The organism is Pseudomonas sp. SK2, assembly GCF_016772395.1.
Classification (GTDB): domain Bacteria; phylum Pseudomonadota; class Gammaproteobacteria; order Pseudomonadales; family Pseudomonadaceae; genus Aquipseudomonas; species Aquipseudomonas taiwanensis.
This window is the reverse complement of the sequence record NZ_CP061944.1, coordinates 3645424-3671098: the sequence shown is the minus strand read 5'-3', so window position 1 is coordinate 3671098 and position 25675 is coordinate 3645424. Positions and strand designations below refer to the sequence as shown.

The 25675-nt window shown below is 59.7% G+C and carries 21 protein-coding genes and 4 pseudogenes; 14 read left to right on the top strand and 11 right to left on the bottom strand.

What is annotated here, in order from left to right; all coding sequences use genetic code 11:
- Positions 1–16: 16 nt before the first annotated feature.
- The 11 genes and pseudogenes from IF103_RS16390 to IF103_RS16335 all read left to right on the top strand — a co-directional run.
- Positions 17–1360 (top strand): annotated as a pseudogene (locus IF103_RS16390) (RHS repeat-associated core domain-containing protein); the annotation flags it as partial.
- A gap of 11 nt (positions 1361–1371) precedes the next feature.
- Positions 1372–1755 (top strand): Imm10 family immunity protein, encoded by a 384-nt coding sequence (locus tag IF103_RS16385; RefSeq protein WP_104883426.1) that lies wholly within the window; start codon positions 1372–1374, stop codon positions 1753–1755.
- A gap of 133 nt (positions 1756–1888) precedes the next feature.
- Positions 1889–2614, top strand: a pseudogene (locus IF103_RS16380) (RHS repeat-associated core domain-containing protein); the annotation flags it as partial.
- Between the two features lie 349 nt (positions 2615–2963).
- Complete coding sequence (locus tag IF103_RS16375; protein ID WP_023381482.1) at positions 2964–3293, top strand: hypothetical protein; 330 nt, start codon at positions 2964–2966, stop codon at positions 3291–3293.
- A 383-nt stretch (positions 3294–3676) separates the two neighbouring features.
- A pseudogene (locus tag IF103_RS16370) lies at positions 3677–4903 on the top strand (RHS repeat-associated core domain-containing protein); the annotation flags it as partial.
- Positions 4904–5256: 353 nt separating this feature from the next.
- Positions 5257–5856: a hypothetical protein gene (locus tag IF103_RS16365; protein ID WP_202675483.1), complete on the top strand. Its 600-nt coding sequence runs from the start codon at positions 5257–5259 to the stop codon at positions 5854–5856.
- A gap of 580 nt (positions 5857–6436) precedes the next feature.
- Entirely contained in the window at positions 6437–6847 is a 411-nt protein-coding gene (locus IF103_RS16355; protein ID WP_202675481.1) for an Imm44 family immunity protein, read from the top strand.
- Positions 6848–7048: 201 nt separating this feature from the next.
- Positions 7049–7534, top strand: a pseudogene (locus IF103_RS16350) (RHS repeat-associated core domain-containing protein); the annotation flags it as partial.
- A gap of 81 nt (positions 7535–7615) precedes the next feature.
- Positions 7616–8023: a GFA family protein gene (locus tag IF103_RS16345; protein ID WP_023381474.1), complete on the top strand. Its 408-nt coding sequence runs from the start codon at positions 7616–7618 to the stop codon at positions 8021–8023.
- A gap of 86 nt (positions 8024–8109) precedes the next feature.
- A complete protein-coding gene (locus tag IF103_RS16340) occupies positions 8110–8448 on the top strand; it encodes an FKBP-type peptidyl-prolyl cis-trans isomerase (RefSeq protein ID WP_023381473.1) in 339 nt (112 codons plus the stop codon).
- A gap of 49 nt (positions 8449–8497) precedes the next feature.
- Entirely contained in the window at positions 8498–9691 is a 1194-nt protein-coding gene (locus IF103_RS16335) for a D-amino acid dehydrogenase (protein ID WP_027907564.1), read from the top strand.
- 94 nt (positions 9692–9785) lie between these two features.
- Here the strand turns inward: IF103_RS16335 and IF103_RS16330 are convergent, their stop codons facing one another.
- From IF103_RS16330 to IF103_RS16320, 3 genes are all read right to left on the bottom strand, one after another.
- Entirely contained in the window at positions 9786–10526 is a 741-nt protein-coding gene (locus IF103_RS16330; RefSeq protein ID WP_202675480.1) for an aspartate/glutamate racemase family protein, read from the bottom strand.
- A gap of 16 nt (positions 10527–10542) precedes the next feature.
- The gene (locus IF103_RS16325) at positions 10543–12075 is read right to left on the bottom strand and encodes an NCS1 family nucleobase:cation symporter-1 (protein WP_023381470.1); all 1533 of its coding nucleotides are present in this window, start codon (positions 12073–12075) and stop codon (positions 10543–10545) included.
- A gap of 523 nt (positions 12076–12598) precedes the next feature.
- Positions 12599–13036, bottom strand: coding sequence for an Lrp/AsnC family transcriptional regulator (locus tag IF103_RS16320; RefSeq protein ID WP_023381469.1), 438 nt, complete (start codon positions 13034–13036; stop codon positions 12599–12601).
- 133 nt (positions 13037–13169) lie between these two features.
- On the opposite strand from IF103_RS16320, the gene IF103_RS16315 reads away from it, so the two are divergent.
- Positions 13170–14066, top strand: coding sequence for a DMT family transporter (locus IF103_RS16315; protein WP_104881428.1), 897 nt, complete (start codon positions 13170–13172; stop codon positions 14064–14066).
- A 110-nt stretch (positions 14067–14176) separates the two neighbouring features.
- Positions 14177–15103 (top strand): class I SAM-dependent methyltransferase, encoded by a 927-nt coding sequence (locus IF103_RS16310; RefSeq protein WP_104881429.1) that lies wholly within the window; start codon positions 14177–14179, stop codon positions 15101–15103.
- A 22-nt stretch (positions 15104–15125) separates the two neighbouring features.
- On the opposite strand, the gene IF103_RS16305 is transcribed toward IF103_RS16310, so the two are convergent.
- The gene (locus tag IF103_RS16305; RefSeq protein WP_023381466.1) at positions 15126–16124 is read right to left on the bottom strand and encodes a sulfate ABC transporter substrate-binding protein; all 999 of its coding nucleotides are present in this window, start codon (positions 16122–16124) and stop codon (positions 15126–15128) included.
- A gap of 217 nt (positions 16125–16341) precedes the next feature.
- The gene (locus IF103_RS16300; RefSeq protein WP_023381465.1) at positions 16342–17163 is read right to left on the bottom strand and encodes an ion transporter; all 822 of its coding nucleotides are present in this window, start codon (positions 17161–17163) and stop codon (positions 16342–16344) included.
- A gap of 145 nt (positions 17164–17308) precedes the next feature.
- On the opposite strand from IF103_RS16300, the gene IF103_RS25430 reads away from it, so the two are divergent.
- Entirely contained in the window at positions 17309–18055 is a 747-nt protein-coding gene (locus IF103_RS25430) for an RHS repeat-associated core domain-containing protein (RefSeq protein WP_081669699.1), read from the top strand.
- On the opposite strand, the gene IF103_RS16290 is transcribed toward IF103_RS25430, so the two are convergent.
- From IF103_RS16290 to gcl, 6 genes are all read right to left on the bottom strand, one after another.
- Complete coding sequence (locus IF103_RS16290; RefSeq protein ID WP_104883430.1) at positions 18040–18915, bottom strand: urea transporter; 876 nt, start codon at positions 18913–18915, stop codon at positions 18040–18042. The two genes, IF103_RS25430 and IF103_RS16290, sit on opposite strands and share 16 nt — an antisense overlap.
- A 174-nt stretch (positions 18916–19089) precedes the next feature.
- Entirely contained in the window at positions 19090–20505 is a 1416-nt protein-coding gene (gene pyk / locus IF103_RS16285; protein ID WP_023381462.1) for a pyruvate kinase, read from the bottom strand.
- Positions 20502–21776: a glycerate kinase type-2 family protein gene (locus IF103_RS16280; protein ID WP_023381461.1), complete on the bottom strand. Its 1275-nt coding sequence runs from the start codon at positions 21774–21776 to the stop codon at positions 20502–20504. Before IF103_RS16280 ends, pyk begins: the two co-directional genes overlap by 4 nt.
- A 155-nt stretch (positions 21777–21931) precedes the next feature.
- On the bottom strand, positions 21932–22822 hold the full coding sequence (locus tag IF103_RS16275) for a 2-hydroxy-3-oxopropionate reductase (RefSeq protein WP_023381460.1): 891 nt from the start codon (positions 22820–22822) through the stop codon (positions 21932–21934).
- A gap of 51 nt (positions 22823–22873) precedes the next feature.
- On the bottom strand, positions 22874–23656 hold the full coding sequence (hyi, locus tag IF103_RS16270) for a hydroxypyruvate isomerase (RefSeq protein WP_104883431.1): 783 nt from the start codon (positions 23654–23656) through the stop codon (positions 22874–22876).
- A gap of 54 nt (positions 23657–23710) precedes the next feature.
- Positions 23711–25486 (bottom strand): glyoxylate carboligase, encoded by a 1776-nt coding sequence (gene gcl / locus IF103_RS16265; protein ID WP_023381458.1) that lies wholly within the window; start codon positions 25484–25486, stop codon positions 23711–23713.
- Positions 25487–25675: the final 189 nt, after the last annotated feature.

The following is a 25675-nucleotide window of genomic DNA, read 5'->3' as shown; positions in this document are numbered from 1 at the left end:
AGAGCGTTTCGAACGCGATGCCGAAGGCCGCCTGCTGCAAGCCACCAGTCGCCTGGGTGTCGAGACCTTCGCCTTCGACCCGGCCGGCAACCTGCTGGACCAGAAGACCCAGGAACTCAACCGCCCGCTGGAAAGCGACCCGCGTCGCAACAAGCTGATGGACAACCTGCTGCGCGAGTACGCCGGCACGCATTACCAGTACGACGAACGCGGCAACCTCATCCACCGCCTGCACAACGGCGACAAGGCCCGCCTGACCTGGGACCTGTTCGACCGTCTGGTCCGCTTCGACGATGGCAAGCTCAGCGTGGCGTACAGCTACGACGCGCTGGGCCGTCGCCTGCACAAACACTCGACCGCGCATCACTACGACGATCCCCGTGCGGGCAGTGGCTGGAACCAGATGCAACGCGCCAAGCGCCAGCGCGAACTGGGTTGCGGTTACACCCTGTACGGCTGGGATGGCGACAACCTCGCCTGGGAAAGCTCGCCGCCGCAGGACAAAGGCGAGACTGGGCGGACCGTGCACTACCTGTACGAACCGGACAGCTTCGTGCCCGTTGCGCAGGCGCTGCGCAAGGCACCGATTCGCCTGTTACGGCAGCCGGACTGGCGTGGACGCGAATACGACATCGACCAGGACCCGCTGTGGCAGCACGAAGTGAAACCGCAGCCGATCGATGCGATTGCCTGGTACCAGTGCGATCACCTCGGTACGCCGATGGAGCTGACTGACCACCACGGAGAGGTGGCGTGGGCGGGGCAGTACAAGGCGTGGGGTGACGTGCGCGAGGTGCGCTCGGAGTGGGCCAAGCAGGTTGGGATGAGCAACCCGATTCGCTTCCAGGGGCAGTACCACGATCATGAGACCGGGCTGCATTACAACCGGTATCGGTACTATGATCCGAGGGGCGGGCGGTTCGTGAACCAGGACCCGATCAGCTACGGCGGCGGTTTAAACCTGTATGCCTATGCGCCGAACCCTGTGGAGTGGATTGATCCACTGGGGCTCAACAAATTCGGCAGTGGCAAAGGCGTTCACACTGCAGTGGTAAATGTGCATGATGCTGAAGGTCAACACAACATTGTCTCATGTGTTCTTTACAGTGGAAACATGACTGAGGAAGAAAGAGCCTTAGGATTTCCAAGAAGTTCTCTGGCCACACATACGGAGGCTAGAGCAGTAAAACAGATACCACTGCAGCAGGGGGATGTTATGGTGATTGATGGGCAGTACCCTCCATGTCCTTCGTGCAAAGGTAAAATGAACAAGGCTTCAGCAACGTCAGGAGCAATAATCAAGTATACCTGGTCAGAAAACGGTGAAACTAAAACATGGATCGCCGGTAAAGGGCGGTAACGAGGGTGACTATGGACAAAAAGTTTTCAGCAAATACCTTTCATGCGGATCATGAGTATGATGTGTTAACGGTCGGCCTTGCAGATGATTCTGAGGATCCAGTGGACTTTATTATCCTCCAAAGATCTGATGAGGTGGATGAGCAGGATCAGGAGTTAGGGCTGGATACTTACTATGTTGAAATTGGAAACCCTGGCGTTGCAGGTTATGGGGGGGTGGACAGAGTAGAGATTTTTTCAGATAGAATTATTTTTAACTTTGTAGGCTCTTGTGATTGGGTTAAGCCTATAAAGGCAATTGAGGTGAATACTTCTGGGGTTTCAGAAGATGTGAATGACATATATAGCGCTTTGAGCAAAATCTTCCATGGGGATACGCCTCTCGTTCGTTTTTAATGACTTTTAAAATGAGGCGGCGTTTGGTAATTGGAACACAGCGCTAGTTAAGCCACCAGGAGGAAAAACTGCGCTGCTCAGACTCATTTTTTAACTATTTCGGGGGCTTACAGTCAGAGTTGGTGCCAGGTGCTTCGACGATGGCAAGCTCAGCGTCGCGTACAGCTACGACGCCCTGGGCCGTCGCCTGCACAAACACTCGACCGCGCATCACTACGACGATCCCCGTGCGGGCAGTGGCTGGAACCAGATGCAACGCGCCAAGCGCCAGCGCGAACTGGGTTGCGGTTACACCCTGTACGGCTGGGATGGCGACAACCTCGCCTGGGAAAGCTCGCCGCCGCAGGACGAAGGCGAGACCAGGCGGACGGTGCATTACCTATACGAACCGGACAGCTTCGTGCCCGTTGCGCAGGCGCTGCGCAAGGCACCGATTCGCCTGTTACGGCAGCCGGACTGGCGTGGACGCGAATACGACATCGACCAGGACCCGCTGTGGCAGCACGAAGTGAAGCCGCAGCCGATCGATGCGATTGCCTGGTACCAGTGCGATCACCTCGGTACGCCGATGGAGCTGACTGACCACCACGGAGAGGTGGCGTGGGCGGGGCAGTACAAGGCGTGGGGGGAAGTGCGCGAGGAGCGTTCGGAGTGGGCCAAGCAGGTTGGGATGACCAACCCGATTCGCTTCCAGGGCCAGTACCACGATCACGAGACCGGGCTGCATTACAACCGGTATCGGTACTATGATCCGAGGGCTGGGCGGTTTGTGAGCCAGGACCCGATCAGCTACGGCGGCGGTTTCAACCTCTATGAGTATGTTCCGAATCCTATTGATTGGGTTGACCCATGGGGATTGGCACGTATAAAAAATGCTGTTGAGGGTGACAGGAGGCATAAAGAGTTCAACGCGGAACTGCTCCAGAGTAATCCAGATGCAAATATTCAGAGTGAGTGTTATTTGCGCGGGGCTGATAAAAGGTCTGTCACAGACACTGACACGAAAGAGCGTCGGCGTTTGGATACAGTAGTCATTGAAAATGGTCAAGCAACTGTGTATGAGGTTACAAGCATGACCGCTGATAAACAGGCGCAAATAGAGAAAGAAGCGAGGATTCGAGCCAAAGGGGGAACGTTTGTGAAGGACAGGACTACAGGCGACCTAGTGCCAGTTGTTGGTGTTTCAAAAGTTGTGAGGAGACCTTGACATGGATGATTATACCCTTTGGGATATAGACGAAATTATTAGTGCGTACTCAGAGGTGCCGGAGTGGCAGGTGCGCACAGAAGAAGGCTTTCGATATTTATTTAAATTTTTGCAAGACAATGGTTTGGTTGTTTGTGAGTTGGTTGATGATAAATTGTCTTTTGTCAAGAGGGTCGTCAAGGTGAGTGAAGTGACTGATGAAGGACGAAAATTAGTAAGCGGTGCGAAGAGCCCTTATCTCCGCTGGATAAAATCTAAAGCGAGAGATAGCGTCCCGCCGGATATGAAAATCTTAGAGAAGGCATTGGTAGAAATCAGGTCAGCTAGTTGATGATGAGTAGTTGCTACGATTGAATTGAGCGGTAGCGCATTTTAAGGGTTGGGCGAATTTTTTGCATTCAAACATACTAATGCTAGTTTTTGGCGGCGGGACGCATCGATCTAACAAGTTATTTTTCCAAGAGGACATTTGTTGGGATAATATCTGCGCGGCAGGATTGTCGCACAGAAACTTGACCTAGTTTATTGTCAAGTAGTGTCAGACCTGCTTGTCAGGTGTCCGCCAAGGTCCTCTAGTTCGCTTCGACAAAGCAAGTTAGCGCGAACAGCAAGTCGCCCTCGCGCCCCTAAATACCGTGTTACTTGCCTGCAAGCGGTCAGCAGCTACGTCATTCTCCTATAGTGGGCAACATCATGGCCCTGGTCTGCAATAAGACCGCTGTGCCGATGGTCACGGTGTGGAAGCACGAGTACGACGCGCTGAACCTGCGCACGGCGACGATTCGCCCCGATGGCCATAAGGTCAGCACGCTCACCTACGGCAGCGGTCATGTGCTGGGCATGACCCTTGACCAGCATGAGCTGCTGGCCTACGAGCGCGATGCTCTGCACCGTGAGGTGGTCCGGCACCAGGGCAACCAGCTGATGCAGACCCAGGCGTGGGACCCGGCGGGTCGCCTGCTGCAAGCCACCAGTCGCCTGGGTGTCGAGACCTTCGCCTTCGACCCGGCCGGCAACCTGCTGGACCAGAAGACCCAGGAACTCAACCGCCCGCTGGAAAGCGACCCGCGTCGCAACAAGCTGATGGACAACCTGCTGCGCGAGTACGCCGGCACGCATTACCAGTACGACGAACGCGGCAACCTCATCCACCGCCTGCATAACGGCGACAAGGCCCGCCTGACCTGGGACCTGTTCGACCGTCTGGTCCGCTTCGACGATGGCAAGCTCAGCGTGGCATACAGCTACGACGCGCTGGGCCGTCGCCTGCACAAACACTCGACCGCGCATCACTACGACGATCCCCGTGCGGGCAGCGGCTGGAACCAGATGCAACGCGCCAAGCGCCAGCGCGAACTGGGTTGCGGTTACACGCTGTACGGCTGGGATGGCGACAACCTCGCCTGGGAAAGCTCGCCGCCGCAGGACGAAGGCGAGACCGCGCGGACCGTGCACTACCTGTACGAACCGGACAGCTTCGTGCCCGTCGCGCAGGCCCTGCGCAAGGCACCGATTCGCCTGTTACGGCAGCCGGACTGGCGTGGACGCGAATACGACATCGACCAGGACCCGCTGTGGCAGCACGAAGTGAAGCCGCAGCCGATCGATGCGATTGCCTGGTACCAGTGCGATCACCTCGGCACGCCGATGGAGCTGACCGACCACCACGCAGAGGTGGCGTGGGCGGGGCAGTACAAGGCGTGGGGTGACGTGCGCGAGGTGCGTTCGGACTGGGCCAAGCAGGTTGGGATGAGCAACCCGATTCGCTTCCAGGGGCAGTACCACGATCATAAGACCGGGCTGCATTACAACCGGTATCGGTACTATGATCCGAGGGTTGGGCGGTTTGTTAGTCAGGATCCTATTCGTTATACCGGAGGGCTAAACCTCTTCGCGTACACGCCGAACCCAATATTTTGGGTCGACACACGAGGCCTCACTCCAACGCCGCTTAATGAACCTGGCTATATCGTTTATGGGCTTTATAAACCAGATAACGAGATGCCTTAATATATTGGACATACTAAACAAGATCCGCTTAAGCGAGAGGCTCAGCATGCTCAGTCAGGCCGGTTAGGTAATGCAGCGTTGAAACCAGTCTTAGAAGGCCTTACTTATACACAGTCGAAGGGGCAGGAGCAGTACTATCGAGAGGTTTATGATACAAAAACCGGGTTCCCAGGGAATATCATTGAACCGATTGATAAGTCTAGGCAAGACGAGCGTGGTAGATCGCATGTCGCCGAATATGAAAGAATCAAATCAAAAAATACTTGTGAGCTTTAAGGTGTAAGATGATGAAGCTTTTAAGGAATGATGCCCAAGCCGGCGATATTTTCTACATTCCAGCGATCACCCCAGCAGGTGAGGTTGGGTTTGTATTAGCTAGGTTTATCGAACATGTTGAGCATAATGCAGGGGCTTTAATAGAGGTTTTTAAAAAATTTTATCGTGAGCCGCCGAAAACTTTGGGGCAAGTGGATATGGCAGGGCGTCTTTTTAGGCCAATTTTATGCTCCATGCGATTTTCTGAGATACCTAGATGGCGAATTTTGTTTAGGGATGAAGCCTATGATAGATTGGTTTCGAATTATAGAGATATAACGCTGGAGTATCATTCTGACTTTAGGGTTGGTGGGGTGCGACACCCTAAGCCAGTAAGTGAGCATGGGTACGCAAGTTGTAGCCCTTACGAGGCCGCCACATGCTGGCGAATGCATCATATTGTGTTCAGAGTTAACGCTCATCTGGCTGGGTATTTTGGTCCGAATGACAGTTGTCGAATGAGTGAGATTCCAGAGGATATGAGAATTGGGAACGAGGTTGCGGAGCAAAAAGTTTTAGGTTTGGCCAAAGAGGTTGATGGGTTGTTTAAGAAATGGGCAAAAAAATAGCTCATCATTTGTAGGGTGCTGATTTCAATTTGCGGTCGAGGAGCTTAGCTCCTTGGCTGCATTACAAACGTTATCGCTGCCGCGAACCGAGGGATGGTAGTTGGTTTCTCAAGATCCGATTAGTTGCCCGGGTGGCTTAAATCTCTCCGCCTAACGTAGCTGTTATGTGCTCGGCATGACCATTGACTAGGCTCTGTACGAAAAGCCTTGATACTCGGTGATGCTGCGTTGAAAACCGCCTCCGAATGCTCATTTGCAACCCGTAAACTCCGCTTCCTCGGCTGTTTTCGCCTTGCCTGACCTTCGTCTCAAGACTTTTCATACAGACCCTAAGCCTGCTATCGGTTACACATTGAGAGATGCGGATACTGATGAAGTAATGAAGTATGGTGAAACGATACACGGAGAGCGGCGGCATACTCAGAAATATCTATCTGAAAACAACGTTTACATGCAGCGAGAGGCGGGTGGAACAAAAAGAGAAATGCACGCTTGGCAAAATCAGAAGATTATTGCATATAAGGCGGCGCACGGTGGGAAGAGACCGCCACTCAATAATAGTGATTATTAGAGGGTTTTTATGATTTTTCATTCTTCAAGTGAGCAGGGTATTTTGGTTGGTCCGGGTGCGCAGGTCGCCCGGAGGAAGGTGGCGGCTGTCATGTCTGATCTACTCGAAGACGTTACTCTTGAGTGTGGGGCGGGTACATGGAGCTATATCTCAATAATGATGCCGGACGACATTGTAGATAGCTATCCTGAAGTCAGAAAATATCATAAGCAGCGAAGCGTTATTGAAGTGCGTGTGCAGCTCCCGTTTTATGATTTCAAAGATGCAGATGATGTTGGAAAGGTTGGATTTATGCTTGAGGGATTAAGTCGTTCAGTTGATCTGATGGTTGGTATAAAAAGTCTAAAAATGCCCGATTCCGACGCTGATCTTCTTAGGGGTGTCGTCGACCAGGCTAAGCATAAGCTCGGAATCGCTTAGATGTCTCAATATGGTGTCTGGCCGGCTATTTGTACAGGTCGAAGGATTAGGTCCTGATGGAGTCGGGGTTTCTAGCGCGAAACATCCAAACGCCTCAATTCACAGTGAGTGCTATTTGAGAGATGCTACTGGCCAGTACCAGATTGGCCAACCCAAACAGACTGAACAACTGCGCCGTATTCTTTTCCAGTCCACTACGACACCGAAGAGCGTTTCGAACGCGATGCCGAAGGCCGCCTGTTGGCCCACGTCGACGCGCTGGACCGCTGCACCACCTGGTCCTACGACGCGGCCGGCAAACTGGTCGAACGGGTCGACGCCAACGAGCACACCTTGCGCTACCGCTGGGACAAGCTGGGCCGCCTGATCGGGCTGGAGAACGAGAACGACAGCAAGGCCACGTTCCTGTACGACCCGGTCGGCCGCCTGCTGGAAGAAAAGGGCTTCGATGGTTTGGTCACCCGCTACCAGTACGACCCGGACAGCGGTCGACTGGCCAGCACCCAGGTCGGTCAACGCCGGATCGACATCACCTTCGATGCCGTCGGGCGTCTGGCCTCGCGCACGGCCCGCCAGGGCGACCAGCGCCAGGAAGAAACCTTTGCCTACGACGGCAACGGCAAGCTGATCCAGGCCATCAATGCCGACAGCAAGCTGCAATGGTTCCATGACGAAGCGGGCAACCTCATTTGATCCGGCTCGCCGGCAATGAAGCCGGTACAGGCATCTATACTCACCTGCCCAGCCTCCGTCCAAAGGACTGCACCCATGGCCCTCGAAAAACAAGGCACGTGCCTCTGTGGTGCCACCCGCCTCAGCGTCACGGTCGACAACACCCATATCAGCGCCTGCCACTGCAGCATGTGCCGCAAGTGGACCGGAGGTCCGCTGCTGGTGGTTCACTGCAGCCAGCCACCGACATTCGAAGGACGCGCTCCTAGCGTCTACGACTCTTCTGAGTGGGCACAGCGCGGTTTCTGTGGCCAGTGCGGCACGCACCTGTACTACCGACTCAAGGCAAACGACTTTTATGCGGTGCCGGTCGGTTTGCTCGATGGCGATGAGACCTGGGATTTCGACCTGCAGATTTTCGTCGAACAGAAACCAGCCTGGTACTGTTTCGCCAATCAGACCAAGGAGCTGACCGGCGAGCAGGCCTTCGAACAGCTCGGCTGACCCGTACCGTGCAATACTCGCGAGCTTGCCAAACCACTGCATTCCTGAGAAAAGGGCGGCTTTGATTTTTACCGTTGGAGCATGCCATGAGCAGCGAACTGCAGATCATCGACCTTGAACAAGGCGACGGCAAAGCCGTGGTCAAGGGCGCATTGATCACCACCCAATATACCGGCTGGCTGGCCGACGGCAGCGAGTTCGACTCATCGTGGTCGCGTGGCAAGCCGTTTCAGTGCGTCATCGGCACCGGCCGCGTGATCAAGGGCTGGGATCAAGGCCTGATGGGCATGCGCGTTGGCGGCAAACGCAAGTTGCAAGTGCCGGCCCATCTGGGCTACGGCGAGCGTAGCGTTGGCGCGATTCCGCCGAACTCGGACCTGACGTTCGAGATCGAGTTGCTGGAAGTGCTGACGCGGGATGATTGATACCTAGGCAATCGCGCAATTGGATTCGGATGTCTGGCAAGGAAGCGGCATGAGCCAACGAGTAACGATAATCGGCGGTGGGGTGATTGGCCTGGCGACGGCCTATGCGTTGGTGCGCGAGGGCTTGTCGGTCGACCTGATCGAAGCACGTGACAGCCTGGCCAGTGCCACGAGTTTTGCCAATGGCGGGCAGCTGTCCTATCGCTATGTCGCGCCGCTGGCCGATGCGGGGGTGCCCTGGCAGGCACTGGGTTGGTTGCTTCAAGGAGACTCGCCCTTGCGCCTGCGCTTGCGACTGGACTCGGCGCAATGGCGCTGGCTGGCCGCGTTCATGCTGGCCTGTCGGCGTTCGGTGAACCGGCGCAATGCCCACGTGCTGCTGGATTTGGCCCTGCACAGCCAGGCCGCGCTGCAGCGCTGGCGTGAGGAAGACGGACTGGCGAATTTTGCCTGGCGGCGCAATGGCAAGCTGGTCGCTTTTCGTAGCGAGCGCGCTTTTACCCTTGGGCGTGATCATCTGCTGGACCCAACACGCCAGCAGGTGCTGGGGGCCACAGAACTGCGGGCGCTCGAGCCGTCACTGCTCGAAACACCTTTCATCGGGGGGGTGTATACGCCAGATGAGGAGGTCGCCGATTGTCATCGTTTTTGCCAACGACTGGCCGAGCGTCTACGTGCCTCGGGGTTGTGCCGTTTTCTACTGGGCAAGCCGGTTAGCCGCTTGATCAGGCGCAATGATAAGGTGATCGGGTTGCAACTCGGTCATGAGCAGTTGGACGTGGAGCACCTGGTTTTATGCGCGGGGTATCGCAGCCCAGGGCTGGCTTTGCCAGGGTTGAAACTGCCGATCTATCCACTGAAGGGCTACAGCCTGACCGCGCCGATTGCGCCGAGCCATCGAGCGCCACAGGTGAGCATCACCGACTATGAGCGCAAGATCGTGTATGCACGGTTGGATGAGCAACTGCGCGTCGCGGCGATGGTGGATATCGTTGGGTTCGACGAGTCCGTGGATGCGCGCAGGTTTCAGAGCATGCTTCGGATGGCCCGCAGCACGTTGCCTGGGGCGGCCGATTATGGCCAGGCGGTGGAGTGGGCGGGGATGCGTCCTGCGACACCGACCGGGGTGCCGATCATCGGTGCAACGGTTTATCGCAACCTCTGGTTGAACCTCGGGCATGGGGCCTTGGGCTTTACCTTGGCCTGCGGTAGCGGGGAGCGGCTGGCGCGGATGTTGGTTTGAAGGTTACCGGCCCTATCGCCGGCAAGCCGGCGCCAATGAGATGCCAGTAGGCGCCGGCTTGCCGGCGATAGGGCCAGTACCGACAGCCGATCTGTCAGCGCCCGAGCCGCATCGGCCAACCCACCACCTTCTTCACCCGCGGCGTCGCGTAGGTCCGCACCTTGGACGTGCTCAACCCCATCCGCACCAGCGATTCGGCGATGGTCAACGCCGCGCTCACACCATCGACCACCGGCACGCCGGTGCGCTGGCGGATCTGCTCGTCGAGCCCGGCCATGCCGCCGCAACCCAGGCAGATCACCTCGGCCTTGTCCTCGCGCACGGCGCGTTCGGCCTGCTCGACGATAGCCTCCACTGCACGCTGCGGGTCGGCCTCCAGCTCAAGCACTGCCAGGCCACTGGCGCGCACCGACGCACAGCGGTCGTACAGCCCGGAAAGCTTCAAGCGGTCTTCGATCAGCGGCACGGTGCGGTCCAGGGTGGTGACCACCGAATACGCATGGCCCAGGTACATCGCGGTGCTGGCGGCGGCATCGGTGATGTCCACCACCGGCACGTTCAGCAGCTCTTGCAGGCCTTCGCGGCCATGCTCGCCGTAGCCAGCCTGGATCACCGCATCGTAGGGGCCTTCATAGGCCAGCACGCGGTCCATGACCGCAATGGCGGCCAGGTAGCTCTCGAAGTTGCCTTCCACCGATTCGGCGCCGAACCAGGGGGTCAGGCCGACGATCTCGGTGCCGGGCGCGGCCACGCTGCGAGCCTGTTCGGCGATGGCCTCGGTGATGGCCTCGGTGATGGCTTCGGTGGTGTTGACGTTGGCGATCAGAATACGCATGGACGATCCTCCTTGATCAATGGCTGCTGTGGTCGACGGCGATGCACTCACCGCTGACATCGTGGTATTGGCCGTTGCGCGGCGCGATCAGCAGATAGAGCGCGGCCGCGATGCCGGCGCCGATCAGCCAGGAGAAGGGCGCGATGCCATGGAAGTTGGGCACCAGGGCCAGGACGATGGCCAGCAGTGCGGACGGGGTGAAGGCGGCAACGGCGCGTAGATTGATGCCCTTGCTGTAGTGGTAGGCGCCGGTCGGGTTCTCGCTGTAGAGCTCCGGCACGTTGATGCGGCCTTTGCGCAGCAGCCAGTAGTCGGCCATGATCACGCCGTACAGTGGGCCGAGCAGGGCGCCGAGGCCAGACAGGAAGTACACGATCACAAGCGGGCTGTTGTACAGGTTCCACGGCAGGATCAGCACCGCCAGCGTGGCGCTGATCAGCCCGGCGCGGCGGAAGTTCAGGTGGCGTGGGGCCAGGTTGCTGAGCACGAACGCCGGGGCGACGAAGTTGGCCATGATGTTCACCGCCACGGTGACGATCAGGAAGGCCAGGCAGCCCAGTACCAGGAACGGAGTGTTGGGGATACTGGCGACGATCTGGGTCGGGCTGTCGATGATCTGGCCATTGATCTGGAACTGCGCGCCACACAGCACCACGGTGATGGCGGCGAACACCAGGATGTTCACCGGCAGGCCCCAGAAGTTGCCCACGCGGATGGTCTTGCGGCACGGCGAAGAGCGAGCGAAGTCGCAGAAGTTCAGCACCAGGGTGCCATAGATCGCCAGCCACAGCGCACCGCCAGCGAAAATGTTGCGCCACATCTCGTAGCCGGACAGCGGTTCGGCCACCGACCAGGCGATGCGAGCGTCGGCCTTGAAGTACATGAACACGGCCAGGGCCGCGACCGTCAGCAGGATCACCGGGCCGGCGAAAGCCTCATAGCGGCGAACCATCTCCATGCCGTAGGCGAGGATCACCAGTTGCACCAGCCAGATCGCCACGAAGCATACCCAGCCCAGGCTCGACAGCCCCAGGATGCTATCGTGGTCGTAGGCCGCCAAGTGCGGCCAGACGGCCGTCAGCAGCACACGCAGGACCACCGATGCGAGATAGGTCTGGATGCCGAACCAGGCGATGGCAATGACCGCGCGGATCAGTGCCGGAATCTGCGCGCCATGGATGCCGAAGGCGATACGGCTGATGACCGGGAAAGGCACGCCGGTTTTCTGTCCCATGTAGCCGGACAGGTTCATGAAGAAGTACACCAGCGCCGCACCGATCGCCAGCGACAGGAGGATTTGCCAGCCACCCAGGCCCAGGGCGAACAAACCCATGGCAAAGGAATAATTGGCGATGTTGTGCACATCATTTGTCCACAACGCGAAGATACTGTACCCGCCCCAGCGCCGACCCTCGGCTCGCGTCGGAGCCAAGTCCCGATTGTGCAGGCGTGGGCTGAGTTCGATTGCCGGCGCACCACCGGCAACAGGGGAGGGAGGGTTGGCGCTGGCAACGGATAGTTCAGGGGCAAGGTCGAGGCTGGTACTCATTCCGGCAGGCTCCTGATGCGCGTGGACTGCGATGAGCGGGCATGCGCACGGGCTCGCCATCTCGTCGGTGCAGCGTTGGCATCACTGGGTTCTGGGCGCGACAGACGGGTTTGGACCGGCGTCGCGGGTTATTGTGTATTTATGTTTTGCATCGTTTGTATACAAAGCACAAGCACACAAAAGCGAGTTCCGTGCCAGGCAAAAGTCAACGCCAGGAATGATGCTTAATAGAAGTAACGAAACTGAGCCGTAACTTGATGAAAATAAAGATTTATAAGTTGACCAGTTGAACAGTTTTAATTTTTTTCAGCACTAGTTAGTTGATCGAGTGGTCAAATTCAGGGGTTGGTGTTGTGTAACGTATTGGGGCGTTACTTAATAAAGTGCACACAAAAATGGCACCTATGGTTACATTATTGTGTACAAAAAATAGTCAGGTTTTGCGGTGGCCTTTTCAACGGCAGCCGGCTCCTGCAGGTTCGCCGTCGTCCGCCGAGGGCCGGCTGGCGGGCGATGAGGATGCTCATTCCATGGGCGGCAGCCGCCGTTTCACCGGACTTTTCTTGATGATCGCGGTGTTGGTCTCAGCCAGCACATTGATACGGTCGAGCACAGTGTCGAGCTGCTCCATCGAGCGCACATGCAGCCGGGCGATGAAGCAGTCTTCACCGGTGACCTTGTCGCACTCGGTGAACTCGGGAATGGCGATGATCTGGCGCTCCACCTCTTGCAGCTGCCCCGGCAACGGGCGGATGCGTACGATGGCCTGTAACTGGTAACCGAAGCAGCGCGGGTCGACGTCCACGGTGTAGCCACGCAACACACCGCGCTCTTCGAGGCGGCGCAGGCGTTCGCTGACGCTGGGGGCCGACAGGCCGCTGAGCTGCGCCAGCGCCTTGAGCGAGCGGCGGGAGTCCTCCATCAAGGCGTTGATCAAGCATTGGTCGATGGCGTCGGTCATTTTTGCCTCGTAAGGTTTTCTTGAGATCTTGCCTTGATAGTAAAGGCGTTCTCATAGATTTGCCTTGGATAACCGCTGGAAGGTCATCGTTCGCCCTCTGCATACTGTCGCCATCGTCAACCGGAGGTGTGAGATGGACAGTTCACTACGCCGCGGCTCATTGGAAATGGTCGCCGCCATGCTGATTTCGGGAACCATTGGCTGGTTCGTGCTGGTGTCCGGGCAACCGGTGCTGGAGGTGGTGTTCTGGCGCTGTGTGTTCGGCACCGGCACGTTACTGGTGATTTGCGCGGCGTTCGGTTTTCTCAGGCCGGGAGTCATCAGCCGTACTGCCGTTGTGTTGGCGATTGCCAGTGGGGTGTCCATCGTTGGCAACTGGGTGTTGCTGTTCGCGTCCTATTCGCGAGCTTCCATCGCCATCGGCACAGCGGTGTACAACGTGCAGCCCTTCATGCTGGTGGGGCTGGCGGCACTGTTCCTAGGTGAGAAAATCACCTTGCCCAAGGTGACTTGGCTCAGTGTGGCGTTCCTGGGCATGTTGGCTATCGTCAGTGCCCACGGTGCGGGGCAGGCCAGCGGTGATCAGTACCTGCTCGGGATTGCCCTGGCTTTGGGCGCAGCGTTGCTCTATGCCATCGCTGCGTTGATCATCAAACGCCTGAGCGGCACGCCGCCCCACCTGATTGCGTTGATCCAGGTGGCCACTGGGGTACTGCTGCTGGCGCCCTGGGTGGGGATGGGTGGGTTGCCTGGCGAGCCTTCGGCGTTGGGTAGCCTGGTGACCTTGGGCATCGTTCACACCGGGCTGATGTACGTGCTGCTGTACAGCGCGATCCAGCGTCTGCCCACGGCATTGACTGGGGCGTTGTCGTTCATCTACCCGATTGCAGCGATCCTGGTTGACTGGGTGGCCTTCGGGCACCGGCTGGCGCCGTTGCAATGGTTGGGTGTGGCGTTGATTCTGCTGGCGGCGGCGGGGATGCAGCAGGGGTGGTGGTTCCGTTCGGCGCAGGTCGCGGTAAAAGATTGAGGTGCGTTGCCGACCGTTTCGCGGGTAGGTAGCGGTCCTGTGGCAGCGGGTTTACCCGCGAAGCGGTCGGCAGCGGTAGAATGGCCCCTTTTATTCGCTTGCGACCCGCCATGACTTCGCCGATCCACACCCTCGAACAGCATCTGCTCAGCGCCCTTGACCCAGCCCCCCAGGAAACCCGTCGCCTGTTCCATGGCCGTGGTCGGTGCTGGCCGGGCCTGGAGCAGATCACGGTCGACTGGTTGCAAGGCGTGCTCTCGGTTGCACTGTTCCGCGAGCCGCCTGAAGGTCAGCTCGCGGAACTGCAAGCCATGCTGCAAGCGCTTGCCGAACGCCCACAGTGGACAGGCCAGGCCATTCTCATTCAGCACCGTTATCTGCCGGACAGCCCTGGCCAGTGGCTGGTGGGCGAACCTTGCCAACAGCGCGAAGTGATCGAGGACGGTTTGACCTACCTGCTCGACCTCGGTGTGCGGCAGAACAACGGACTGTTTCTGGACATGCGCTACGGCCGGCGCTGGGTGCGCGAACAGGCCGCCGGCAAGCGGGTGCTGAACCTGTTTGCCTATACCTGTGGTTTCTCCGTGGCGGCCATTGCCGGCGGGGCCCAGCAGGTGGTGAATCTGGACATGGCCAAGTCCGCTTTGTCCCGCGGCCGCGACAACCACCGGCTCAATGGCCACGATGCTTCACGGGTGGCATACCTGGGGCATGAGTTGTTCAAGTCGTGGGGCAAGGTGCGCAAGTACGGGCCGTATGACCTGATCATCATCGATCCGCCTACCTTCCAGCGTGGGAGTTTCGTACTGACCCAGGATTACGCGAAGATCCTGCGGCGTTTGCCTGAGATGTTGAGCGAGGGCGGCACTGTGCTCGCCTGTGTCAACGACCCGGGCATTGGGCCGGAGTTTCTCATTCAAGGGATGGCCGAACAGGCGCCGAGGCTGCAGTTCGTGGAGCGGCTGGACAACCCGCCGGAGTTTCCGGATGCGGACCCGGCGGGTGGGCTGAAGGCACTGGTGTTCCGTCAGGGATGACGGTGTCAGGGCCTGCAATCGGTTATTGGCCAGTGTAGATCTGGTCGAACACGCCACCATCGTTGAAGTGGGTCTTCTGGACTGTGCGCCAGTCACCGAAGGTCTTCTCCACCGAGAGGAAGTCGACTTTCGGGAAGCGGTCGGTGTACTTGGCCAGTACCGTGGCGTCACGCGGGCGCAGGTAGTTCTGCGCGGCGATTTCCTGGGCCGCTGGCGACCACAGGTACTTCAGGTACTCCTCGGCCACGGCTTGGGTGCCTTTCTTGGCCACTACCTTGTCCACCACGCTGACTGGTGGTTCGGCTTCGGCCGACACACTTGGGTAAACCACTTCGAACTGGTCGCGGCCAAATTCGCGGGCGATCATCTCCGCCTCATTCTCGAAAGTCACCAGCACATCGCCGATCTGGTTGGTCATGAAGGTGGTAGTCGCGGCGCGGCCACCGGTGTCGAGCACCGGTGCCTGCTTGAACAGCTTGCCGACGAAATCGCGGGCCTTGGTTTCGTCACCCCCCTGCTTGAGCACGTAGCCCCAGGCCGAGAGGTAGGTGTAGCGGCCGTTACCCGAGGTCTTGGGGTTGGGCACGATCACCTGCACGCCGTCCTTGAGCAGGTCGGGCCAGTCTTTCAGTGCCTTGGGGTTGCCCTTGCGCACGATGAACACGGTAGCCGAAGTGAACGGCGCGCTGTTGTTCGGCAGGCGGGTCACCCAGTTGTCCGGCACCAGCTTGCCGTTGTCGGCCAGGGCGTTGATGTCGGTGGCCATGTTCATGGTGATGACATCGGCCGGCAGGCCATCGATCACCGCACGTGCCTGCTTGCTGGAACCGCCGAAGGACATCTGCACGTTGACCTTCTCTTTGTGCTCGGCTTCCCAGTGCTTCTGGAAGGCCGGGTTGTAGTCCTTGTAGAAGTCGCGCATCACGTCGTAGGACACGTTGAGCAGGGTGGGGGCGGCCTGGGCGAGGTTGCCCAAGGCCAGGCCTGCGGCGAGCAGCGAGGCGGTGAAGAGTCTTTTCACGTTGCTTCCTTGTTCTTGAAGATTATCGGGGCAGATTGCCAGCGACTATAACGGGTGGGTTTGTAGGGGTTAAAGAACAAAAACGACTTTGGTTATGCTTTTGCCAGTGCCGGCCTCTTCGTGGGTAAACCCGCTCCTACAGGGGCCGCGCGCAGTTTGGGCCTGTGGTGATCCTGTGGGAGCGGGTTTACCCGCGAAAGTGTCGGTCCAGGCAACCTCATTGTTTGGGAAACAGCACATTCCCACACCGGGAACAGAACGCCGCGCCATGCTCATGGCTCTTCTTGCTGCAGGTCGGGCAATCGTGCTGCAGTTGCTCCCCGCGCATGGCATTGGCCAGTTCGGCGGTAAAGATCCCGGTTGGCACGGCGATGATCGAGTAACCAATGATCATCACCAGGGACGACACCACTTGCCCCAGCGGCGTCTTCGGCACGATGTCGCCAAAGCCCACCGTGGTCAGGGTAACGATGGCCCAGTAAATGCCTTTGGGAATGCTGGTAAAGCCATGCTCGGGTCCTTCGATCACGTACATCAAGGTGCCGAACACCGTGACCAGGGTCGACACGCTGACCAGGAACACGATGATCTTCTGCTTGCTGCCCCGCAACGCCTCGATCAGGTAATGGGCCTGCTTGAGGTAGGGGCTAAGCTTGAGCACCCGGAAGATCCGCAGCATCCGGATCACCCGAATGATCAGCAGGTATTGGGCATCGCTGTAGTACAGCGCGATGATCCCCGGCACGATCGCCAGTAGGTCGACCAGGCCATAGAAGCTGAAGGCATAGCGCAAGGGTTTGGGCGAGCAGTACAGGCGGGTGAGGTACTCGGCCAGGAAGATCGCGGTAAAGCCCCACTCGATGCCGGCCAGCAGGCCGGCGTAGCCCTGATGCACCTCGTCGATGCTGTCAAGGATGACGGTGACCAGGCTGGCCAGGATGATCAGCAGGAGGATCTTGTCGAAGCGCCGGCCGGCTACGGTGTCGGTCTGGAAGACCATGATGTAGAGGCGTTCGCGCAGGGATTGCGGGGTGAACATGGCTTAAATTCCGAGGGCGAAGCAGTAAGCCTAGAGGGTCTTTGGTGAAGGGTGCAACGAGTGAACTGGTAAAACTGCTAGTTACCTGGAGAGTTCAGGTCAGAGCAAGATTGGGAATCTCGAAAATAAAGCTGAGCGAACGGCTATGACAGCAATGGCGATACAGACAGCTTCGTATACCGCTTATGGGCATTTGTGGGCAATGTCTGGTGCTTCGCTGGGGTTCAATGGCGAGCTGAGAGACCGGGTATTGCACGGCTATGCATTGGGCAATGGGTATCGCTTTTATATCCCTACGCTTATGCGCTTTTGCAGCGAGGATGCGTTGAGCCCGTTTGGAGAGGGCGGGCTAAATGCCTATTGCTACTGCGAGGGCGATCCGATTAATCGCTCTGACCCGTCAGGTCGGGCTGGCACTGGGCTCAAGGGTGAGTTTATTCGCCTGAACATACCGCAGGCGTTCAGATCTCTGGTTAAGACATATTTTAAAAGCAACCCATCTAAGACCTCCTATCACCTTGGTCTTGGTGAGGCAGGTTACTTGATTAAGAAGTCGCCAACTGGGCAATTAACAGCAGCTCGAATTCTTGGCTTGGGTGCCACCCATGAGCGATGGATGCAATCTCAAACTCTTAATCGAGCCCTACAAAGTGAAAACAGTGGGCTGATTGAGAGTAATAAGGCCCTTGTGCTCAAGGTCAACGCGTTGGAACAGTACCTGCGTCGTAACAAGCCTGAGCCTCCACCGCCTCCAAGACTTCCGCCGCCTCCGTCGCGAAGGCCTCCACCGCTTCCGCCAAGAAAAGTTGATCTGGCGCTCAATCCAGCTCATATCCGGCAGCCGTCAGAACGAGTGTCTGGACTGCCAGAAGACAGTCAGTTCGGCAGTTGATGTGCGGTGTTTTTCTGCTTTCTGTGATCTCGGTATTCAGCCACATGCATTAGCCAGCAGGCCACCACAAACGGCGCGGTCAGGCCGGGCACCGGTAGCAGCTTGAACAGCGCTTGCAGCAACAGGGCCAGGGCGATGGCCAGCAGCGTTACCCACGGCTTTTCACCTTGCCTGCTGAAGGCCAGTGCCGCCAGCGCGGCGTTGAAACCGTACAGGCCCAGCCACGCGGCTTGCGCTTGGTCGGCGAGCAGTGCAACGCCGCCGCCGATGGCCGAGCCGAGCACCGCCCACATTGCGGCATAAGGGTTGGCGATGAACATGCCGACGATGATCAGCAAGCCAGCCAGCGGCTGGTCGAGCAGGAAGATCTGGCCCACACCGCGCGCCAACGCGTACAGCGGGTCGGCCTCGACGAAGCCGCTGGGTGAGGGGCTGGCGATCAGCAGTGTGGCCCAGCCCAGCAGCACGAAGGGTGCAGTGTAGGCGACCAGCAGCTTGCCGCCGCGCTTGCGCCACTGGTGGGTGATGATGCTGGACAGGCCGCCGGCGGCGATGATCAGTGGCGGCAGGATGGCTGACCAGGGCAGCACGGCGGTGATCAGGATGCCGATCAACACGCCGTTGTAGCAGTACAGCCCGGCCTGGCGGTCGGCACGGTCGTAGCCGCGGGCTTGCGCGGCGAGCAGCCCGGCCAGGGCGCCGAGCAGGGCACCACCGACCAGGTTCGGGGCGGTCAGCAGTATGGCCAGCAGGCAGCACAGGCCGCACAGGGGGTTGCGCAGCAGCAGCACCTGGCTGAAGCCGTTGAGCAGCGCCGTGGCCCAGTCAGGGCACGGGTTGACGAAATTTTTGGTGTACATCGGGGCAGTCAGTGAGGTTGATGGGAGGGCGGTGGGCCTCTTTTGGGCCTCGGTTTTCCGCATGTCTTTTGTATTTGTGTATGGGGAGGGCTTTGCCCTCCATCGCAGGCTTCGCCAGCTCCTACAGGGGTATCGCGAAAATCCTGTAGGAGCCGGCGTGCCGGCGATGGGCTGTCAGATCAAGGTCTCGATCCGCAGCGTGTTAGTCGACCCAGGCTTGCCGAAAGGCACGCCGGCAGTGATCAGCAACGTGTCGCCACGGCTGGCCATGCCTTGCGCCTGGGCAATCTCCAGTGCGGTCGAGCAGATCTCATCCACTTGGCGCAGGCGGTCGTTGACCACCGAGTGTACGCCCCAGGCTACGCTCAGGCGCCGCGCGGTGTTCAGGTTCGGTGTCAGGTTGAGGATCGGTGCCCGTGGCCGCTCGCGTGCCGCGCGCAGGGTCGAGGCGCCCGACTCGCTGTAGTTGACCAGCACCGCTACCGGCAGGATGCCGCTGATACGGCGGATGGCGCAGCTGATGGCGTCCGACACGGTGGCCTCGGCCTTCGGCCGGCCAACGTCGAGCTGGGCCTGGTAGTCCGGGCCGTTCTCCACCTGGCGGATGATTTTGCTCATCATCTGCACGGCTTCCAGCGGGTAGTCCCCCGAGGCGGTCTCGGCCGACAGCATCACCGCATCGGCACCTTCCGCCACGGCGTTGGCCACGTCGGTGACTTCGGCACGGGTCGGCGCGGGCGAGAAGCGCATGGATTCGAGCATCTGCGTGGCCACCACCACCGGTTTGCCCAGCTGGCGGCAGGTGCCGATGATGCGCTTCTGGATCTGCGGCACGCTTTCGGCCGGCACTTCCACACCCAGGTCGCCACGGGCCACCATGATCGCATCCGCAAGCTCTGCGATGGCTTGCAGCTGTTCGACTGCCGATGGCTTTTCGATCTTGGCCATCAGGTAGGCGCGATCGCCGATCAGCTGGCGCGCTTCGACGATGTCCTCAGGGCGCTGCACGAACGACAGGGCCACCCAGTCCACACCCAGCTCCAGGCCGAAGGCCAGGTCGCGGCGATCCTTTTCGGTGAGTGGCGAGAGGTCGAGCACCGCTTGCGGCACGTTGACACCCTTGCGGTCGGACAGCTCGCCACCGGCCAGGACTTCGGTGTCGATGGCATCGCTGTGCTTGGCGGTCACGCGTAGGCGCAGCTTGCCATCGTCCAGCAGCAGGTCCATGCCCGGTTCAAGGGCTGCGATGATCTCTGGGTGCGGCAGGTTGACCCGACGGCTGTCGCCCGGGGCCTTGTCCAGGTCCAGGCGCAGCGCCTGGCCGCGTTGCAGTTGGACCTTGCCTTCGGCAAAGCGGCCGACACGAAGCTTAGGCCCTTGCAGGTCCATAAGGATGCCCAGCGGATAGTTCAGCTGCTGCTCGACCTCACGAATCCACTGATAGCGCAGGGCGTGGTCGGCATGCTCGCCGTGGCTGAAGTTGAGTCGAAAGATGTTCACCCCGGCTTCGACCAGCTGGCGGATGTCGTCGATGCCTTTGATCGCAGGGCCGAGGGTGGCGAGGATCTTAACTTTTTTATCAGGCGTCATGATTGGGCAGTCTCGAGAATCAGGATGGCGCGGAAGTCGTTGACGTTGGTGCGGGTCGGCTCGGTGACGATCAGCGCATCCAGCGCGGCGAAGTAGCCATAGCCGTTGTTGTTGTCCAGCTCGTCACTGGCCGACAGGCCCAGCGCCTCGGCGCGGGCGTAGCTGCTCGGGGTCATGATGGCGCCGGCGTTTTCTTCCGAGCCATCGATGCCGTCGGTGTCGCCGGCCAGGGCGTACACGCCCGGCAGGCCTTTGAGGCTTTCGGTGAGGCTCAGCAGGAATTCGGCATTGCGCCCGCCACGGCCGTTACCGCGTACGGTCACGGTGGTCTCGCCGCCGGAGAGAATCACGCAGGGCGCCTTGAGCGGTTGGCCATGCTGGACGATCTGTCGGGCGATACCGGCATGCACCTTGGCCACTTCGCGCGATTCGCCTTCCAGGTCGCCGAGGATCAGCGGGCTGAAGCCTGCCTGGCGAGCTTTGACCGCTGCGGCCTCCAGTGACTGCTGGGGTCTGGCGATCAGTTGGAAGTGGCTGCGTGCCAGGGCCGGGTCATCGGCCTTGACCGTTTCCGAGGCCGGGTTGTTGAGCCAGTCGATGACGGCCTTGGGGGCTTCGATGTTGTAGCGCTTGAGGATGGCCAAGGCATCGGCCGAAGTGCTCGGGTCCGCCACGGTGGGGCCGGAAGCGATGACCGTGGCCAGGTCGCCCGGCACGTCCGAGATGGCATAGGTGTACACGGTGGCCGGCCAGCAGGCCTTGGCCAAGCGACCGCCCTTGATCGCCGACAGATGCTTGCGCACGCAATTCATCTCACCGATGGTAGCGCCGGACTTGAGCAGTGCCTTGTTGATCTGTTGCTTGTCGGCCAGGGTCAGTCCCTCGGCCGGCAAGGCCAACAGGGCGGAGCCGCCGCCGGATAGCAGGAAGATGACGCGGTCGTCTTCGGTCAGGTCGCTGACCAGATCGAGCACGCGCTTGGCCACGGCGAGGCCGGCGGCATCGGGGACCGGGTGGGCGGCTTCGACCACCTCGATCTTCTGGCAGTTGGCGCCGTGGCCGTAGCGAGTCACGACCAGCCCGGAGACTTCGCCCTGCCAGCTCTTTTCGACCACTTCGGCCATGGCGGCTGCGGCCTTGCCGGCGCCGATGACGATGACCCGACCGCTACGGTCGGTGGGCAAGTAGGGTTCGAGGACTTGGCGCGGGTGGGCGGCGGCGATGGCTGTGTCGAACAGCTCGCGGAGAAGTTTTTGCGGATCGACCGACATGGCAGGCTCCCAATTGTTTTTGTTCTGCAGAATCGAAAACGCCCCTGGAACTGCCTCCGTGCAGGCCGAACCAGGGGCGGGTGTTGCTCGGGTCACTGCCTGGCCTGTGGTCGCAGGTCAGGCAGCGTGTGCTTCATCGCGAGCTACGCTCGCTCCTAGAGGTCGCGGATCGAGAAGTTGGCCATGTGCTCCAGGCCCTTGATCAGCGCGGAGTGGTCCCAGTTGCCGCCGCCCAGCGCCACGCAGGTGCTGAATACTTGCTGGGCATTGGAGGTGTTGGGCAGGTTGATGCCCAGTTCCTTGGCGCCTTGCAGGGCCAGGTTCAGGTCCTTCTGGTGCAGGTTGATGCGGAAGCCTGGGTCGAAGGTGCCTTTGATCATGCGCTCGGCGTGCACTTCAAGGATCTTCGACGAAGCGAAGCCGCCCATCAGAGCTTCACGGACCTTGGCAGGGTCCGCGCCGTTCTTGGCAGCGAACAGCAGGGCTTCGGCAACGGCCTGGATGTTCAGGGCGACGATGATCTGGTTGGCGACCTTGGCGGTCTGGCCGTCGCCGTTACCGCCGACGCGGGTGATGTTCTTGCCCATGGCTTCGAACAGCGGCAGGGCGCGCTCGAAGGCTTTCGGGCAGCCACCGACCATGATGCTCAGGGTCGCGGCCTTGGCGCCGACTTCACCGCCGGATACCGGCGCGTCCAGGTAGGCAGCGCCGGTGGCCTTGATCTTCTCGGCGAAGACTTTGGTCGCGGTGGGCGAGATCGAGCTCATGTCGATCACTACCTTGTTTGGACCTACGCCCTCGACAACGCCGTTCTCATCGAACAGCACGCTTTCGACCTGTGGGGTGTCCGGCACCATGACGATGATGAACTCGGCTTCCTGGGCCACTTCCTTCGGGTTGGCCAGGGCCACTGCGCCAGCGGCGATCAGGTCGGCAGGGGCGGCGTCGTGGTGGGTGGAAACGAAGATGCTGTGACCTGCTTTTTGCAGGTTCTGGGCCATGGGTTTGCCCATGATGCCGGTGCCGAGGAAACCGATTTTAGCCATGAGAAATTACCTCTTTTATATTTGTTCGCATTCCCGGTGGGAGCAAAGGATTCAGATCGCGTTGTGCGTTTTCAGCCAGCCCAGGCCAGCTTCGGTGGTGGTCAGCGGCTTGTACTCCGCGCCCACCCAGCCCTGGTAGCCGATGCGGTCCAGGTGCTCGAACAGGAAGCGGTAGTTGATCTCGCCGGTACCGGGTTCGTTGCGGCCCGGGTTGTCGGCCAGCTGGATGTGGTTGATCAATTTCAGGTTGGCTTCCAGGGTGCGAGCCAGGTCACCTTCCATGATCTGCATGTGGTAGATGTCGTATTGCAGGAACAGGTTGTCGCTACCCACCTCGGCCTGGATTTCCAGGGCTTGCTGGGTGTTGTTCAGGTAGAAGCCTGGAATGTCGCGGGTGTTGATCATTTCCATGACCAGGCGAATACCGGCGGCCTTGAGCTTGTCGGCGGCGTAGCGCAGGTTCTCGACGAAGGTCTTGCGCACAGTGGCGCAGTCCGGACCTTGCGGGCGAATGCCGGCCAAGGCGTTGACCTGGGTGTTGCCCAGCACCTTGGCGTACTCGATGGCCTTGTCGACACCTGCACGGAATTCTTCGACCCGATCAGGGTGGCAGGTGATACCGCGCTCGCCCTTCGACCAGTCGCCCGCTGGGAGGTTGAACAGCACCTGGGTCAGGCCGTGGGCATCGAGCTGCTGCTTGATTTCGGCAGCGCTGAAGTCGTACGGGAAGAGGTATTCGACGCCGCTGAAGCCAGCGTCGGCGGCAGCCTTGAAGCGGGCCAGGAAGTCCTGTTCGGTGAACAGCATGGACAGGTTGGCAGCGAAGCGAGGCATGAGTGGTCTCCTTGCGATGAAGGCCCCCAGTTCAAGCCTGGGGGCGTCAGGCGATCAGTCCAGCAGCGAGATGGCGGTCGGTGCGTCGTTGCCGACCAGGGCGAGGTCTTCGAACTCGTTGACCGCGTTGATCTCGGTGCCCATGGAAATGTTGGTCACACGCTCGAGAATCACTTCGACCACCACCGGCACGCGGAACTCTTCGGCCATCTTCTGCGCCTTGAGTAGGGCAGGGGCGATCTCGCCCGGCTCGAACACGCGAATGGCCTTGCAGCCCAGGCCTTCGACCACGGCGACGTGATCGACACCGTAGGTGGCGGCGTCGGTGGCGTTGATGTTCTCGAACGCCAGTTGTACACAGTAATCCATGTCGAAGCCACGCTGAGCCTGGCGGATCAGACCCAGGTAGGCGTTGTTCACCAGCACGTGGACGTATGGCAGGTTGAACTGCGCGCCCACGGCCAGTTCTTCGATCATGAACTGGAAGTCGTAGTCACCCGACAGCGCAACCACTTTGCGCTTTGGATCGGCCTTGACCACACCGAGGGCGGCAGGGATGGTCCAGCCCAGCGGGCCGGCCTGGCCGCAGTTGATCCAGTGGCGTGGCTTGTAGACGTGCAGGAACTGCGCGCCAGCGATCTGCGACAGGCCGATGGTGCTGACGTAGCAGGTGTCTTTGCCGAAGACCTGGTTCATTTCTTCGTAGACGCGCTGCGGCTTGACCGGCACGTTGTCGAAGTGGGTCTTGCGCTGCAGGGTGGCCTTGCGCTCCTGGCAGTCTTCCAGCCAGGCTTTGCGGCATTTGAGCTTGCCAGCGGCTTTCCACTCGCGGGCAACTTCCAGGAACACGTCCAGCGCCTTGCCGGCATCGGAAACGATCCCCAGGTCCGGGGTGAACACGCGGCCGATCTGGGTTGGCTCGATGTCGACGTGGATGAACTTGCGGCCTTCGGTGTAGACGTCGACGGAACCGGTGTGGCGGTTGGCCCAACGGTTACCGATACCGAACACCAGATCGGATTTGAGCAGGGTGGCGTTGCCGTAGCGGTGCGAGGTCTGCAGGCCGACCATGCCGACCATCTGTGCGTGGTCGTCCGGGATGGTGCCCCAGCCCATCAGGGTCGGGATCACCGGCACGCCGGTCAGCTCGGCGAACTCGACCAGCTTGTCGCTGGCATCGGCGTTGATGATGCCGCCACCGGCCACCAGCAGCGGGCGCTCGGCGTCGTTGAGCAGGGCCAGGGCCTTTTCAGCCTGTACGCGGGTAGCGGACGGCTTGTGGACTGGCAGCGGCTCGTAGGCGTCGATGTCGAATTCGATTTCGGCCATCTGCACGTCGAACGGCAGGTCGATCAGCACTGGGCCTGGGCGGCCGGTGCGCATTTCATAGAAGGCCTTCTGGAAGGCGTAAGGCACCTGGCCGGGTTCCAGAACGGTGGTGGCCCACTTGGTGACCGGCTTGACGATGTTGGTGATGTCGACGGCCTGGAAGTCTTCCTTATGCAAGCGGGCACGCGGCGCCTGGCCGGTGATGCAGAGGATCGGGATGGAGTCGGCCGAGGCGCTGTACAGGCCGGTGACCATGTCGGTGCCGGCAGGGCCGGACGTACCGATGCACACGCCGATGTTGCCCGGATTGGCGCGGGTGTAGCCCTCGGCCATGTGGGAGGCGCCTTCGACGTGACGAGCGAGGACGTGATCGATGCCACCGACTTTCTTCAGGGCCGAGTACAGCGGGTTGATGGCTGCCCCCGGGATGCCGAACGCGGTATCTACACCTTCACGGCGCATGACCAGAACGGCTGCATCGATTGCTCTCATTTTGCTCATGGTTTGTGCCTCATTGATTTTGTAATTGTATACAACTTGCTTTGTGCCAGAGTGTATTCACGCCTGGCGGCTCAGGTCAATGGATTTTCATCGGGGCAGTTCGCTTTCGTTCGAGCGCCCGTGAAAACGGCTGTTTGCGTGATCGCATACGATCGTATCAAATTATTGTATACAAAAATATTAGCGGTT

Bases quoted from the DNA above. Each gene is read 5' to 3' on its own strand.
- IF103_RS16365 (WP_202675483.1), top strand. From the start codon at position 5,257: ATGATGAAGCTTTTAAGGAATGATGCCCAAGCCGGCGATATTTTCTAC.
- IF103_RS16275 (WP_023381460.1), bottom strand. From the start codon at position 22,822: ATGGCTAAAATCGGTTTCCTCGGCACCGGCATCATGGGCAAACCCATG.
- IF103_RS16320 (WP_023381469.1), bottom strand. From the start codon at position 13,036: ATGACCGACGCCATCGACCAATGCTTGATCAACGCCTTGATGGAGGAC.
- IF103_RS16375 (WP_023381482.1), top strand. From the start codon at position 2,964: ATGGATGATTATACCCTTTGGGATATAGACGAAATTATTAGTGCGTAC.
- IF103_RS16300 (WP_023381465.1), bottom strand. From the start codon at position 17,163: ATGTTCACCCCGCAATCCCTGCGCGAACGCCTCTACATCATGGTCTTC.
- IF103_RS16335 (WP_027907564.1), top strand. From the start codon at position 8,498: ATGAGCCAACGAGTAACGATAATCGGCGGTGGGGTGATTGGCCTGGCG.
- gcl (WP_023381458.1), bottom strand. From the start codon at position 25,486: ATGAGCAAAATGAGAGCAATCGATGCAGCCGTTCTGGTCATGCGCCGT.
- IF103_RS16340 (WP_023381473.1), top strand. From the start codon at position 8,110: ATGAGCAGCGAACTGCAGATCATCGACCTTGAACAAGGCGACGGCAAA.
- IF103_RS16330 (WP_202675480.1), bottom strand. From the start codon at position 10,526: ATGCGTATTCTGATCGCCAACGTCAACACCACCGAAGCCATCACCGAG.
- IF103_RS16345 (WP_023381474.1), top strand. From the start codon at position 7,616: ATGGCCCTCGAAAAACAAGGCACGTGCCTCTGTGGTGCCACCCGCCTC.
- hyi (WP_104883431.1), bottom strand. From the start codon at position 23,656: ATGCCTCGCTTCGCTGCCAACCTGTCCATGCTGTTCACCGAACAGGAC.
- IF103_RS16290 (WP_104883430.1), bottom strand. From the start codon at position 18,915: ATGTACACCAAAAATTTCGTCAACCCGTGCCCTGACTGGGCCACGGCG.
- IF103_RS16355 (WP_202675481.1), top strand. From the start codon at position 6,437: ATGATTTTTCATTCTTCAAGTGAGCAGGGTATTTTGGTTGGTCCGGGT.
- pyk (WP_023381462.1), bottom strand. From the start codon at position 20,505: ATGACGCCTGATAAAAAAGTTAAGATCCTCGCCACCCTCGGCCCTGCG.
- IF103_RS16310 (WP_104881429.1), top strand. From the start codon at position 14,177: ATGACTTCGCCGATCCACACCCTCGAACAGCATCTGCTCAGCGCCCTT.
- IF103_RS16385 (WP_104883426.1), top strand. From the start codon at position 1,372: ATGGACAAAAAGTTTTCAGCAAATACCTTTCATGCGGATCATGAGTAT.
- IF103_RS25430 (WP_081669699.1), top strand. From the start codon at position 17,309: ATGACAGCAATGGCGATACAGACAGCTTCGTATACCGCTTATGGGCAT.
- IF103_RS16325 (WP_023381470.1), bottom strand. From the start codon at position 12,075: ATGAGTACCAGCCTCGACCTTGCCCCTGAACTATCCGTTGCCAGCGCC.
- IF103_RS16315 (WP_104881428.1), top strand. From the start codon at position 13,170: ATGGACAGTTCACTACGCCGCGGCTCATTGGAAATGGTCGCCGCCATG.
- IF103_RS16280 (WP_023381461.1), bottom strand. From the start codon at position 21,776: ATGTCGGTCGATCCGCAAAAACTTCTCCGCGAGCTGTTCGACACAGCC.